This is a genomic window from Aquabacterium sp. (assembly GCF_049274795.1).
Classification (GTDB): domain Bacteria; phylum Pseudomonadota; class Gammaproteobacteria; order Burkholderiales; family Burkholderiaceae_C; genus Aquabacterium.
Genome location: NZ_JBASTH010000108.1, coordinates 66,039 through 78,117, shown reverse-complemented (window position 1 = coordinate 78,117; position 12,079 = coordinate 66,039). Strand labels below are relative to the sequence as shown.

Here is a 12,079-nt window from a genome sequence, read left to right as displayed (position 1 = left end):
CAGACGGGCGCCAATCTTCGAACGGATCGGTGTCTCTTTGCTCCTAAAAATTTCAGTATTGACAGAAATTACCGTCCGACTAAACTGGCGCCATGGAACTCTCTGATGTCGCTCGCAAGTTCGTGGTTCACTGGGGTGAGATGGGCTCCGCCTGGGGCGTGAACCGCACCGTCTCGCAGATCCACGCCCTGCTCTTCTTCCACGGTCGCCCGCTGCACGCCGAAGAGATCGCCGAGACCCTGGGCGTGGCCCGCTCCAACGTCAGCAACAGCCTCAAGGAACTGCTCAACTGGAAGCTGGTGCGCACCACACAAGTGCTGGGTGACCGCCGCGATTATTTCGAGACCTCGCAGGATGTCTGGGAACTGTTCCGCACCGTCATCCGCGAACGCAAGGACCGTGAGTTCGACCCGACCATCCAGATGCTCAATGAACTGGTCAAGCAGGCTGATTTCGACAAGGAAGCCCCCGATGCACAAGACCGAGTCCGCGAAACCCTCAAGCTGATGCAGTCGCTGGGCTCCTGGTCCGACGAGATGCTGCGCCTGTCGCCCTCCACGCTGGAGAAAGTGCTGCGCATGGGGGCGAGCATCCAGAAATTTGTGCGGGGTTGAGCAAGCCCCCTTTTTTGACCATTAATTTCTGTTTATGCTGAAATTTCATAAAGAATGGATCATGGACACCGCAAGCTATCCCCTCACCGTCTACTACGACGCCTCGTGCCGGCTGTGCGACGGCGAGATGCGCAACCTGATGCTGCGCAACACCGCTGGTCGGCTGGTGTTCGTGGATGCCTCGGCCGCGGGCTTCGTCTCGCCCATCGCCGACACCACCCAGGCTGATCTGCTGTCGATGATCCACGCCGTGCGCGCCGATGGCGAGGTGATCCGCGGCGTCGAAGTCTTTCGCCAGGCCTACGGTGCCGTCGGCATGGGCTGGCTCACCGCGCCCACTGCCTGGCCCGTGCTTCGGCAATGGGCGGACAGGGCCTATCCCTGCCTGGTGCGCAACCGGCACCGTGTGCCCCGCTGGGTGGTCGCTGCGCTGTTCGAAGGCCCCGCCCGCTGGGCCGCCGAGCGCGCGGCACAGCGGGCGCGCTGCGACCAAGGCGCTTGCTCAACCCCTCAACGTTGAACCACCAGGAGCCCACCATGAATGCCATGCTCTTCTCGGCCTCTCTGCTGATCGCTGTGGCCGGGCCCATCATCGCCCTGTCCTACCTGCGCCCCATCCTGCTCAAGGTGCTGCGCTCCTTCTGCGACGCTGATGGCGGCGCGGAGTTCTGGGTGCGCAGCGCCTACCTGCTGGCCGTGAGCGGCACCGTGTTCCTGTGCCTGGTCTTCGGGCGGTTCGACCCCGAGGCCAGCACCGTCGACACCCTGCGCCGCGCCCTGTTGATCGTCATCGCCGGGGTGTTCGTGACCGCGGCATTCATCGCCACCCGCGTGTGGGGCCAGGTGCAGATCATCCAGGCGGCGCAGGCAGCAGCACAAACCGCACAGACCGCGCCCGCCTGGCCCGGTGACCGGGAGGTGCAATCATGAGAGTGTTGCTGTGTGGTGCGCGAGGCTTCATCGGCCGGCATGTGCAGCGGGCGCTGCAGGCGGCGGGCCATGAGGTGACGGGCGCTGCCTCAAGCCGACAACCCGGGCTGATGCCGGTGGATTTCAGCCACGACACGGACGTGGCCCGGTGGCTGCCACGGGTGCGCGGCTTCGATGCCGTGGTCAATGCGGTGGGCGTGCTGCGCGACAGCCAGGCCCGCCCCCTGCAGGCCGTGCACGAGGACGCGCCCAAGGCCCTGTTCGATGCCTGCGCGCTGGCCGGGGTGCGCCGCGTGGTGCAGATTTCGGCCCTGGGCATCGAGGGCAATGGCACCCGCTACGCCCGCACCAAGCTCGCGGCCGACGCGCACCTACTGGCCCTGATCGACGCAGGCCGTATCGATGGGGTGGTGCTGCGCCCGAGCATCGTCTTCGGCCAGGAGGGCGACAGCAGCCGCCTGTTCATGGGGCTGGCGCGCAGCCCCTGGCTGCTGCTGCCACGGCCGGTGATCGATGCACAGGTGCAGCCCGTGGCCGTGGATGACCTGGCCATGGCGGTGGCCGCCTTGCTGCAAGGCGATGGGCTGGCACGCACGGGCGTCCTGCCCTGCGTGGGGCCGGCGCCTCTGCGGCTGGGCGCCTTCATCGCCAGCCTGCGGGCCCAGTTGGGTCACGGGCCTGCCCGTGTCGGCCCTCTGCCCAGCCTGGTGACACGGCTGAGCGCCCGCATGGGCGATGCCCTGCCCTTCGCACCGTGGTGCAGCGAAACCCTGGCCCTGCTGGCCCAGGACAACGTGGGCCCCGCCGACGTGCTGGCTGGCCTGCTGGGGCGCCCGGCCCTGCCCCATCAACGGATGGTGGAGGCCTCATGGCAATGAATGCCGCGCAACGGCAGGTGCTCCAGGCCAGCCTGATCATGGTCTGGTTGGGCACCGCGGCGGTCAGCGCGGTGGAGGCGCGCGGCCAGTCTCTGCAACTGATGCGGGATGCTGGCGTGCACCATCCTGCTTGGCAGGCTCTGGGCATCTGGGGCGGCATCGCGCTCGACACGGTGCTGGGCCTGGCCATGTGCTGGCGGCCTCGGCGCGCCACCTGGATCGCGGCCCTGCTGGCCATGGGCGCCATGACACTGGTGGCCACCGTGCTCGCACCGGCCCTGTGGCTGCACCCGCTCGGCCCCCTGCTCAAGAACCTGCCCATTGCCACCGTGCTGTGGGTGCTGATCCAGGACGATCCCTCATGAACACTTACCTGATCCTCAAGTGGCTGCACATCCTGTCGAGCGTGTTGATGGTCGGCACCGGCTTCGGCTCGGCCTTCTTCATGTTCTTCGTGAACCGCAGCGGGTCGGTCGCGGCGCAGGCCGTAGTGAGCCGGCTGGTGGTGCGGGCGGACTGGTGGTTCACCACACCCACGGTGATCCTGCAGCCGCTCACCGGCATCGCCCTGGCCCACATGGCGGGCTGGCCGATGGGCTCGCCGTGGCTGCTCGTGTCGATCGCACTGTATGCGCTGGCCGGCGCCTGCTGGCTGCCGGTGGTGTGGCTGCAGTACAGCATGGCCGCCATGGCATGGCAGGCGCATGAGGCAGATCAGCCCCTGCCTGCAGCGTACTGGCAGCACGCACGCTGGTGGGAGGCACTGGGCTATCCGGCCTTCCTGGCCATGTTGGCGGTGTACTACCTGATGGTCAACAAGCCTGCGCTGTGGAGCGCCTGAGCATCGAAACAGTGACGCTCAAGGCCGAGGGCCCTTGGCCTGCTGGGTGGACAAGGCCTGCTCCAGGCGACGTGCCTCGATCTGTGCACGGGCCTGGCGCCGCTCTGGATCAGGTTCCGCATCCTGCAGCAACATGGCCTGGGTCTCGCGCAGATCCTTCATCGGCATCTCGTCGTTGAGCAGGCGCTGGGGCAAATCGGCCAGCAGTTCGTTGGCCAGGGCCTGCCGCCGGGGTTGCACATCCGCGGTGCGAGGCAGCGTCTCCAGCAGTTCCATCTGCTTGGTGAAGCGCAAGAAGTTGACCATGCGCGTGAGTTCGCGCTCCGGGTGCGGGTGCTGCGAGACCGTGCCCTTGAGCACCATCCACTCCATCGGCGACACGAAGGCGGGGCGCTCCGTGACTGGTCCATCAATGGGTTTGACAGCGGGTTGGGTGGCCAGCGCCTTGGCAGCCTCGGATTGCCCAGCCATCACTTCCGTCAGTTGAAGGCCTTGGGGCTGCGCGGCCACAGCCTGTGTGGATGCTGCCTGCCCGGCTGCCGTGTCCGGCTTCTCCTGCCAGGTGGTCTCAGGCGGCGATGAATGTGTCCACCACGCCGCCGCCATCGCCGCGACCGCCACGGCGCCCAGCGCCACGATCCACTTGCGGCCCGCCGGTAGGCTCATCAGAACTTGTGCCATTTCGTCATCCTTGTCCTCTGGGCGCGCGACCGGCCTTGTGGGCAGTGTCGCGCGCGTCGGGCCGGCATGGCCCTGTGACAGACCCGGGACATCGTTGCCCCGGGGGTACTTCAGGTGCTCTCAAGGAAACGCCGGGCCGCCCCAAGTTTCCTTGCCCCCCGCAGGGGACGGGCTGGGCGCCGCCCTGCCCTGGAGGCGTTCAATAACCCACCGGGCCCTTGGGCGTGACCGTGAAGCTGTAGGTCTGGCCATTGCCCGACATCAGCGTCGACAGGATCGCCGAGATGAAGCAGCCCTTGATCGCCGGGAAGCTGGTGGTGCCCGAGAAGGTCAGGTTGCCATTGCCCAGCGACGAGACAGGGCCCTCGAAGTTGATGGGGAACTCCACCGGCTTGCTCGTCTTGCACTCGCCGAAGGGGATGCCCAGCACCGAGGTCACCGTGATGTCGGCATAGGCCGTGCCGGTGATCTTGAGGCGGCCGTTGTTGTCCAGCGCGACGGTGCCCGTGGTCTGGCCATTGGGCTTGACCGACAGACCCACGGAGATGGGCAGACCGATGATGCTGAGCGTCTGCTTGAAGTCAGGCACGTTCAAGTTGCCCGTCAGGCGCTTGGCGGTGATGTCGGCATCGGCCGTGAAGCTCGAATCGGCCGGCATTTTCACCGTCTGGCCCAGGGTCTTGAGGCCCACCGTGGCGTTCAGCAGCCATTCCTTGAGCGACACAACAAAGTTGCCGTTCACGGGGTTGGCCGTGGATTGCGGATCGGCCCCGGCGTACGAACAACTGCCCGTCGTGCTCTTGCCTGCGATGCGCTCACCCAGCCAGCTCAGCACCTGCGGCGCGGCCTGGAACTGCGTGACGATGTGCTCGCTGGGGTACACGTCGAAGGTCACGTTGCTGAACTTGGCGCAGTACTTCTTCTTGAGCGAGACGGCCTGGCCCAGCGGGATGAACTCGTCGGCCTGACCGTGGTACTGGTACAGCGGCACGGACACCTTGTCGGCGCCCAGGTCCTGCGCCAGCACGGCCTGCTTGGCAGCCGGCAGCGTGTCGAGGATCTGGTTGAGCGACTGGTTGCCCACCGTGAACTCAGCGACGTTCTTGTTCATCAGGTCGAACAGCGACTCGAACACGCACTGCTGTTTGCCCCGGGTGATGGCGGCCTTGCCGGCGGCGTTGGTCAGGTCGTTCAGGGGGATCGCGGTGGGGTACTGCGTCGACAGACCAATGATGCCGCCGAACAGGAAGCTGGAACCGTTGCCGCCATCCAGGTAGCTGGCGGTGGTCAGGAAGTCACCGGGCACGCCGCCGGCGGCCACGCCGACCAGGTTCACGCTAGGAGCGTAGGCGGCATGGCGCTGCGCGGCCCAGGCGGCGCTCTGGCCACCTTGCGAGTAACCCCAGATGGCCGTCTTGGCATTGGCGCTCACGCCGCCGGACGGGATCTGGCTGGCCGCGCGCACGATGTCCAGCACGGCATTGCCCTGCGAAGCACCGGCCAGGTAGGTGGGCGTGGCACCGTTGGTGTAGCCCTGGTAGTCGGACACCAGCACGGCGTAGCCGGCGGTGAGCGCGGCGTTGATGTTGGAGGTTTCGTAGTCGGTGCCCGCTTCCAGTTGCTGCGAGGGTGCACAACCCTGGGCCAGGCCATGCGTGCCAACCGCGTAGGACACGATGGGGCGGGCTTGGAAGATGTTGCTCCACATCTTGGTGGGCACCAGCACCGTGCCGGTGACGATGTTGGCCGCGCCGAGCGAGTCGGTGGAGCGGTACATCACCTTCCACGCCTTGACGCCGGGTGCGTTGTCGCCCAGGTTGACCGTGGTCGAGCGGTAGGAAATCAGGTCGCCATTGCTGCCGGCAGGGATGGCGGCCGGTGCGTTGTAGAAGGCGATGCCCGTGGGCCCCTGAGTCGGTGCGGCGTAGGCCAGGCTGACCGCCATGGCCAGGCCGGCCATGGGCAAGGTCCGAAGGGCCCTGCGTGCGTAGGATGCAATCATGTTGTCTCTCCAGGCTGAGTGAGGTACGGCAATCAATAACGATTGCCGATTACCGACGATCGATAAATCGTCATTCGAATTCTGACGAACTGACACGTCACTTTCGCAAAGGGTTTTCCGCCTCACGGCCAGATACCACGATCCGAAACCCACGAATGCGGGGGATCCGGCTTATCCCCCTGCTCCCAGGGAAACCCGGCCCAGAGCAGACAACATTTGTTGTCCATTTATGATCAAATGAAATCCATTCAGGCCGCCTGCCCAGCGTCCAGACGGCCACACCCCACACTTCATGAAGTCAACGCCCGGTTCAGACGCTCCCCCATCCCGTGCCTACCGGGGCGAATCCGCCGAGGCCCGGCGCCAGCAACGGCATGAAAAGCTGCTGGAAGGCGCCTTCGAGGCCTTCGCCGCCCTCGGCATCGCACGCACCACCATGCGCGACATCTGCGCGCAGGCCCGCCTGACCGACCGCTACTTCTACGAATCCTTCCGCAACACCGAGGACGCCTTCGACGCCGTGCACCGCTGGCAGCGCGAACTGCTGCTGCAGCGGGTGGCGCAAGCCATGAAGGATTCGCCACGCGGCGTGGAATCCATCGCCCGCGCCGGGCTGCACGCCTTCTATAGCTTCATCAAGGAAGACCCGCGCCGCGCCCAGGTGCTGCTGATCGACGCCTTCAGCGCAAACCGCCAGAGCGCCGAGAAGGTGCAGCGCAGCCTGGAGCAGTACGCCACCCTGATCGCCGGCATCGCCCGCTCGCTCTACCCGCGCCTCAAGCGTGGCTTCAACCTGGAGATGCTGATGTGGGGGCTGCTGGGCATGGCCGTGCAGGTGGGCACCGTGTGGGTGCGCAACGGCTTCAAGGAGCCCGTCGAGGAGGTGCTGGAGTACAACCTCTACGCTTGGCAGGGGCTGGAGACCTGGGTGAACCGCATGGCCCGCGATGCCATGGATGCGGCCCAGGCGCGGCGCCAACGTGAAGGTGTCAGGCCAGCCGCCCAGGATGACGAAGAGGCCATCGGCGAGGGCTGAGCCACCAGGCCAGGGTCACCCCTGGGGCAAATCCTTGACGGTCAGGTAGAGCCGCAGGTCGAACTCCACCTGGTGGTAATCGGGCTGCATGTGCGTGCACAGGGCGTAGAAGGCCTTGTCGTGCTCACGCGCCTTCAGGTGCGCCAGTTCGTGCACCACGATCATCTTGAGGAAATCAGCCGGCGCCTCGCGGAACAGGCTGGCCACGCGGATCTCGCGCTTGGCCTTGAGCTTGCCGCCCTGCACGCGCGACACGGCCGTGTGCGTGCCCAGCGCATGCTGGATCACCTTGAGCTTGCTGTCGTAGGCTACCTTGCTGAGCGGATCGGCCTTGCGCAGGTGGCGGTCCTTCAGCTCGATCACGTAGTCGTACAAGGCCTTGTCGGTGCGCACCTCGTGCGGCTCGGGGTAGCGGCGTGCGATGGTCTCGGCCAGCTTGCCCTGGTCGATCAACTGGCGCACCTGCAGCAGCAGGTGCTCGGGGTAGCCCGCCAGGTACTTCAGCGGGGTGGCGTTGCTCATGGCGTGGCTCAGGGTACTGCTCAGGGCGCGATCTGCTCGGCGTAGTCGTACAGGGCGCCCAGGATGTCCTGGCCGCGTTCGTCTTCGTCCGAGAGTTGTTCGCTGAGCTTGTCGATGCGCTCGAAGAAGCCAGCCAGCGTGAGCGCACCGCCCTGCCCTTCGATCAGGCGGGCCTGGCAATGCTGCGCCCAGCGCTGCTGCTCAAGCTCGCTCAGCGTGTGCGGGAAGTTGCGCGCGCGCCAGCGGAACAGCAGTTCTTCCAGCCGCTCGTCGGCGAAGGCGGGCTGGCGGTCTTGCAGGCGCTCGGCCAGTTGCTCCGGCGTCATGCCGCGGATGCGCTGCAGCAGGCGGCGATCGTCCTGCCCGATGAAGCCGCCATACAGGTCTTCATCGACATCGGGCGGTTGCTCGGACTTCGGGCGCTGGAACACCTCGGGCCAGATGCCGGCCATCGAGGCGCCCTTGAGCGCGGCGATCTCGGCGTGGCGCAGGGCCTGGTCCAGGTCGATCGACCAGCGCTGGGCCACCTCGGGGCTCAGCATCTTCAGGTTGCCAATCACGATGGGCGACTTGTTGATGTGCACGCTCTTGATCGGCAGGCGGGTCACGCCCTCGGGCAGGTCCTCGGCCTTGGTGTACATGCGCTGGCGGATGGTGGCCGCGTCCAGCGAGAACAGCTCGGTCGGGTCCTGGGACAGGTCCCACACGATCACCTCGTTCTTGTTGGTGGGGTGCGGCGCCAGCGGCCACACCACGCCGATGCAGCCCTTGTCCACGCCGTACATGCCGGAGATGTGCAGGAAGGGCTTGCCCACGCCCATCTCGGCCACGACCGCATCCTTCTTGCGCAGGCGCAGGCAGAAGTCCCACAGGCGCGGCTGCTTGAGCTTGATCAGGCGGGCCAGCGCGATGGTGGCGCGCACGTCGGAGAGCGCATCGTGCGCCGCCTCGTGCACCAGGCCGTTGGCCTTGGTCAGATGCTCCAGCTTGAACGATGGGCGACCGTCTTCATGGCGCGGCCACTCGATGCCCTCGGGGCGCAGCGCCCAGGTACAGCGCACCACGTCGAGCAAATCCCAGCGGCCGCAGCCGTTCTGCCACTCGCGCGCGTACGGGTCCATCAGGTTGCGCCAGAACAGGTGGCGCGTGACCTCGTCGTCGAAGCGGATGGTGTTGTAGCCCAGGCCGACGGTGTTGTCGCGCGCCAGTTCGCGCTCGATCAGGTCGGCGAAGCTGTGCTCGGGCAGGCCTTTTTCCAGGCAGGTCTGCGGCAGGATGCCGGTCAGCAGGCAGGATTCGGGCTCAGGCAGGTAATCGGGCGCCGGGCGGCAGTACTCCATCACCGGCTCGCCGATCTCGTTCAGATCGGCGTCGGTGCGGATGCCTGCGAACTGCGAGGGGCGGTCGCGGCGGGGCACGATGCCGAAGGTCTCGTAGTCGTGCCAGAAAAAGGTGAAATCGCTCATGCCCCGCACGATACCCGAGACCGGACACGCCATCGGCCGCCAGGCCCCCTGTTTGCAGGAAACGCGCGGATTCATTGGGCAAACACGGGGGCGCAATCGGCTGCCAGGCCGCTACATTGGCCGCTCGACCTGGGTCAGGCCCGCCGCCGCAGCTGTTTCAATGAGCACCAAGATCTCTTCTCGCACCGTCTCGACCACCACGCTCAAGGGCGGTGTGCGCTGCGCCACCCAGCGCGTCTCGGGCATCGACATCTTCACCTCGCACATGGGCATCCCCATCGTGCAGGTCTACCCGAAGGGGCTGGATGTCGCCAACCTGCAGCGCTCGCTCACCACCATGCTGGGCAAGTACCCGCTGCTGGGCGGCCGCATGCGCAAGGACGCCCAGGGCCTGCCCTGCATCGAGGGCAACGACGCCGGCGTGCGCTTCAAAGTGCACCAGTGCGACGGCCCCCTGCCCGCCTACGGGCCCAGCAACCACCTGCACCCGCTGCTCAAGGGCTTTCACACACCGATCTACCCGTGGAACATCTTCAAGGACAGCCAGCCGCTGTTCGAGGTCGATGTCTACCAGTTCGCCGATGGCGGCGCCATCCTCAGCAACACCGCCGCCCACTCGGTGATGGACGGCACGGCCTACTGGAACTTCATGGTCGACTGGGCCGCCTGCGCCCGTGGCGAAGAGGTGCCCACCCGCTCGATGGAGCGCGAGCAACTGATCGAACTGGGCCAGGCCAACCTGGAAGCGCCCTACACGCGCGGCTACGTCTACGAGATGGGCTGGCGCGACCGCATCCGCATGTACGCCGGCCTGGGCTGGCAGCACCTGGTCAGCATCGACAAGGACGTGTTCCGCATCCCGGCCGCGACCATCGAGCAATGGAAGCAGCAGGCACGCGCCGAGTTCCCGGATGCCGATGGCGTGACCACCGCCGAGCTGGTGACGGCCCACTGCCTGAAGACGCTGAACCCGCTGTGGCAGCACCGCCGCGACCGCTGCCTGGGCCATGTGATCGACCTGCGCTACAAGCGCCGCCTGCGCGTGCCACGCCACTTCTTCGGCAATGCGCTGGGCCATGGCGAGGTGATGTACTCCGCCGACGAACTGGACGGTCAATCGCTGGCCGCCATCGCGCTCAAAAGCCGCATGCCCGCCGAGAGCCTCACCAACGAGGATCTGCTGGGCTACCTGGGCCTGATGGAGCGTGCCCGCCAGACCAAGGGCATCCTCAGCCTGATGATGCGCTCGGTGGGCCGCACGCTCGATGGCGGGCTGGTGCTCAACAACTGCAGCCACTACCCGATGTACGAAATCGACTTCGGCACGGGCCGTCCCAGCTGGCACGACGCCACGCGCGTGGTGTTCCGCATGCTGATGATCATCCCGACGCCGGAGATGGACGGCGGGGTGGACATCCACCTCACCGCGCTCAAGCCCGAGCTGGAAGCCATGCGCCGCGCACAACCGAGCTGAGCCCGCACCAAAGAAACCGGCCCGGTGAACCAACCTTGTGGGCGGGATCAACCGGGCCGGACGGCTCAGGCCGGGTGGCCTTGCCGGAAGCGGCACCATCGAACGGTGTCGCTGGGGGTGACAGCTTGCTGAGCGCTTAGGGGGCGCTTACTGGGCGCGACGCACGTTGGCGGCAGCGCTCACAGTCGTGTCCTTGGCCGCCGGCGCAGCGGTCTTCACCGACTGGGCGGCCTTGGCAGGCTGCACGTCAGCGGGCTGGAAGCCGGCCGGCAGATCGTTGGGCAGTGGGCCCTGGGCGCGGGCCTGGGCCAGTTCGGCCTGCACTTCAGCGCGGGTCAGGGCCTTGCCGGTGTCGGCGGCGAAAGCGCCACCAGCCAGCAGGGAAGAAGCAAGCAGAACGGAGAGGGTCAGACGGGTGTTCATGGCGGGTTCCTTTCAGGTGTGTCGGTCTTCAGGTGATCGATGACTTCACTGTATTGATGCGGCACCCACAAATAAATCACCGCGCATAGAATGATTCATTGCTGATTCTTAAATAATCCACCATGGACCAGCTCCGCAGCATGCGCGTCTTCGCCCGCGTCATCGATGAAGGCAGCTTCGCCGCTGCCGCCCGGGCGCTGGATCTGGCCCCCGCCGTGGTCACACGCTTGGTGGCCGAGCTGGAATCGCACCTGGGCGCCCGGCTGCTCAACCGCACCACGCGCCGCCTGGCCCTCACCGAGATCGGCCAGGCCTACCTGCAGCGCGTGCGCACCATCCTCACCGAGGTCGACGAGGCCGAATCGCTCGCGGCCTCGCAGGCCGCAGAGCCTGCCGGGCACCTGCGTGTCTACATTCCGCCCAGCATCTCGGTCTGGCTGGCCGGGCAGCTAGGCGCCTTCCGCAAGGCCTATCCTGGCATCACGCTGGACTGGATCTCACCGGCATCGGCCGGCGGGCTGGATGAAGGCTGCGACGTGTCCGTGCTGATGACGATGCACACAGAACAGCTCGAAGGCGGCTTCGTGGCCCGGCCGCTGGCCCGCACGGACGTGGTCATCTGTGCCTCGCCCGCCTACATCGCCCAGCATGGCCAGCCGGGCAACGCGGCCGAACTGTCGCAGCACGATTGCCTGGTGGCCGTGTCGCCCATCTCGCCGCGCGAATGGTTCGTGCGCAATGCGGCCAGCGGCGAAAGCACGCCCCTGCCCATGCGCGTGGCGCTCACCTCCAACCATGTGGAAACGCTCAAGGCCGCGGCCCTGGCCGGCATGGGCGTGGTGGCCCTGCCCAGCTACATGCTGGGTGATGCGCTGCGCGCCGGCACCCTGGTGCGGCTGTTGGCCGACATCCCGGTGCAGCGCAACTACGTGATCCACGCGGCTTACCCGTCGCGGCAGTACCTCCCGGCCCGCACGCGCGTGTTTCTGGATTTCCTGGTGTCGTGCTTTGGCGGCAAGCTGGACCGCGATCCCTGGCTGGACGCGCTGGCCAAGTTGCCAGCGTCATCAGCCAAGCCGGTAACCAAACCAGCTACCAAATCGATGGCCAAAACCGGCAAGCCCGCCGACACCCTGGCATGCGCGGTAGTGGAGCCTGCAGCAGCCCCACCCCGCAAGCGCCCCCCGCCTCGCTGAGAAGAAGGCCGGGGCG

Annotated in this window: 14 protein-coding genes; 9 read left to right on the top strand and 5 right to left on the bottom strand. The window is 66.6% G+C overall.

The genetic code is table 11. The features are described 5' to 3' along the window. The first annotated feature begins 92 nt into the window (after positions 1-92). From WAQ08_RS18065 to WAQ08_RS18040, 6 genes are all read left to right on the top strand, one after another. Complete coding sequence (locus tag WAQ08_RS18065; protein WP_422193503.1) at positions 93-614, top strand: GbsR/MarR family transcriptional regulator; 522 nt, start codon at positions 93-95, stop codon at positions 612-614. A gap of 61 nt (positions 615-675) precedes the next feature. Next, a complete protein-coding gene (locus WAQ08_RS18060) occupies positions 676-1,134 on the top strand; it encodes a thiol-disulfide oxidoreductase DCC family protein (RefSeq protein ID WP_422193502.1) in 459 nt (152 codons plus the stop codon). 17 nt (positions 1,135-1,151) lie between these two features. Continuing rightward, complete coding sequence (locus tag WAQ08_RS18055; protein WP_422193501.1) at positions 1,152-1,544, top strand: hypothetical protein; 393 nt, start codon at positions 1,152-1,154, stop codon at positions 1,542-1,544. Then, a complete protein-coding gene (locus WAQ08_RS18050) occupies positions 1,541-2,422 on the top strand; it encodes an NAD-dependent epimerase/dehydratase family protein (protein WP_422193500.1) in 882 nt (293 codons plus the stop codon). Before WAQ08_RS18055 ends, WAQ08_RS18050 begins: the two co-directional genes overlap by 4 nt. After that, entirely contained in the window at positions 2,419-2,787 is a 369-nt protein-coding gene (locus tag WAQ08_RS18045; protein WP_422193552.1) for a DoxX-like family protein, read from the top strand. The genes WAQ08_RS18050 and WAQ08_RS18045 overlap by 4 nt, the downstream gene beginning before the upstream one ends. Next, positions 2,784-3,263: a DUF2269 family protein gene (locus WAQ08_RS18040; RefSeq protein WP_422193499.1), complete on the top strand. Its 480-nt coding sequence runs from the start codon at positions 2,784-2,786 to the stop codon at positions 3,261-3,263. The genes WAQ08_RS18045 and WAQ08_RS18040 overlap by 4 nt, the downstream gene beginning before the upstream one ends. An 18-nt stretch (positions 3,264-3,281) precedes the next feature. Here WAQ08_RS18040 and WAQ08_RS18035 read toward each other — a convergent pair whose 3' ends face one another. Together WAQ08_RS18035 and WAQ08_RS18030 are read right to left on the bottom strand one after the other, a co-directional pair. Next, the gene (locus WAQ08_RS18035; RefSeq protein WP_422193497.1) at positions 3,282-3,944 is read right to left on the bottom strand and encodes a hypothetical protein; all 663 of its coding nucleotides are present in this window, start codon (positions 3,942-3,944) and stop codon (positions 3,282-3,284) included. A gap of 199 nt (positions 3,945-4,143) precedes the next feature. Further along, positions 4,144-5,946 carry a lipase family protein gene (locus tag WAQ08_RS18030; RefSeq protein WP_422193496.1) on the bottom strand — a complete coding sequence of 601 codons (1,803 nt, stop codon included), beginning with the start codon at positions 5,944-5,946 and terminating at the stop codon, positions 4,144-4,146. A 292-nt stretch (positions 5,947-6,238) separates the two neighbouring features. Between WAQ08_RS18030 and WAQ08_RS18025 the strand changes: the two genes are divergently transcribed. After that, positions 6,239-6,982, top strand: a complete 744-nt coding sequence (locus WAQ08_RS18025; protein WP_422193495.1) for a TetR/AcrR family transcriptional regulator — start codon at positions 6,239-6,241, stop codon at positions 6,980-6,982. A 15-nt stretch (positions 6,983-6,997) separates the two neighbouring features. Here the strand turns inward: WAQ08_RS18025 and WAQ08_RS18020 are convergent, their stop codons facing one another. Next, positions 6,998-7,504 (bottom strand): YgjP-like metallopeptidase domain-containing protein, encoded by a 507-nt coding sequence (locus WAQ08_RS18020; RefSeq protein WP_422193494.1) that lies wholly within the window; start codon positions 7,502-7,504, stop codon positions 6,998-7,000. 20 nt (positions 7,505-7,524) lie between these two features. Continuing rightward, positions 7,525-8,970: an exodeoxyribonuclease I gene (sbcB, locus tag WAQ08_RS18015; protein ID WP_422193493.1), complete on the bottom strand. Its 1,446-nt coding sequence runs from the start codon at positions 8,968-8,970 to the stop codon at positions 7,525-7,527. Between the two features lie 160 nt (positions 8,971-9,130). On the opposite strand from sbcB, the gene WAQ08_RS18010 reads away from it, so the two are divergent. Then, positions 9,131-10,444, top strand: a complete 1,314-nt coding sequence (locus WAQ08_RS18010; protein WP_422193492.1) for an acyltransferase — start codon at positions 9,131-9,133, stop codon at positions 10,442-10,444. Between the two features lie 147 nt (positions 10,445-10,591). Here the strand turns inward: WAQ08_RS18010 and WAQ08_RS18005 are convergent, their stop codons facing one another. Beyond that, positions 10,592-10,867 carry a DUF4148 domain-containing protein gene (locus WAQ08_RS18005; RefSeq protein ID WP_422193491.1) on the bottom strand — a complete coding sequence of 92 codons (276 nt, stop codon included), beginning with the start codon at positions 10,865-10,867 and terminating at the stop codon, positions 10,592-10,594. A gap of 122 nt (positions 10,868-10,989) precedes the next feature. On the opposite strand from WAQ08_RS18005, the gene WAQ08_RS18000 reads away from it, so the two are divergent. Further along, positions 10,990-12,063, top strand: a complete 1,074-nt coding sequence (locus WAQ08_RS18000; RefSeq protein WP_422193490.1) for a LysR substrate-binding domain-containing protein — start codon at positions 10,990-10,992, stop codon at positions 12,061-12,063. The last annotated feature ends 16 nt before the right edge of the window (positions 12,064-12,079 follow it).

What these genes read in the sequence shown, in the direction of transcription:
- WAQ08_RS18065 (WP_422193503.1), top strand. Translation starts at nt 93, where the DNA reads ATGGAACTCTCTGATGTCGCTCGCAAGTTCGTGGTTCACTGGGGTGAG.
- WAQ08_RS18060 (WP_422193502.1), top strand. Translation starts at nt 676, where the DNA reads ATGGACACCGCAAGCTATCCCCTCACCGTCTACTACGACGCCTCGTGC.
- WAQ08_RS18055 (WP_422193501.1), top strand. Translation starts at nt 1,152, where the DNA reads ATGAATGCCATGCTCTTCTCGGCCTCTCTGCTGATCGCTGTGGCCGGG.
- WAQ08_RS18050 (WP_422193500.1), top strand. Translation starts at nt 1,541, where the DNA reads ATGAGAGTGTTGCTGTGTGGTGCGCGAGGCTTCATCGGCCGGCATGTG.
- WAQ08_RS18045 (WP_422193552.1), top strand. Translation starts at nt 2,419, where the DNA reads ATGAATGCCGCGCAACGGCAGGTGCTCCAGGCCAGCCTGATCATGGTC.
- WAQ08_RS18040 (WP_422193499.1), top strand. Translation starts at nt 2,784, where the DNA reads ATGAACACTTACCTGATCCTCAAGTGGCTGCACATCCTGTCGAGCGTG.
- WAQ08_RS18035 (WP_422193497.1), bottom strand. Translation starts at nt 3,944, where the DNA reads ATGGCACAAGTTCTGATGAGCCTACCGGCGGGCCGCAAGTGGATCGTG.
- WAQ08_RS18030 (WP_422193496.1), bottom strand. Translation starts at nt 5,946, where the DNA reads ATGATTGCATCCTACGCACGCAGGGCCCTTCGGACCTTGCCCATGGCC.
- WAQ08_RS18025 (WP_422193495.1), top strand. Translation starts at nt 6,239, where the DNA reads ATGAAGTCAACGCCCGGTTCAGACGCTCCCCCATCCCGTGCCTACCGG.
- WAQ08_RS18020 (WP_422193494.1), bottom strand. Translation starts at nt 7,504, where the DNA reads ATGAGCAACGCCACCCCGCTGAAGTACCTGGCGGGCTACCCCGAGCAC.
- sbcB (WP_422193493.1), bottom strand. Translation starts at nt 8,970, where the DNA reads ATGAGCGATTTCACCTTTTTCTGGCACGACTACGAGACCTTCGGCATC.
- WAQ08_RS18010 (WP_422193492.1), top strand. Translation starts at nt 9,131, where the DNA reads ATGAGCACCAAGATCTCTTCTCGCACCGTCTCGACCACCACGCTCAAG.
- WAQ08_RS18005 (WP_422193491.1), bottom strand. Translation starts at nt 10,867, where the DNA reads ATGAACACCCGTCTGACCCTCTCCGTTCTGCTTGCTTCTTCCCTGCTG.
- WAQ08_RS18000 (WP_422193490.1), top strand. Translation starts at nt 10,990, where the DNA reads ATGGACCAGCTCCGCAGCATGCGCGTCTTCGCCCGCGTCATCGATGAA.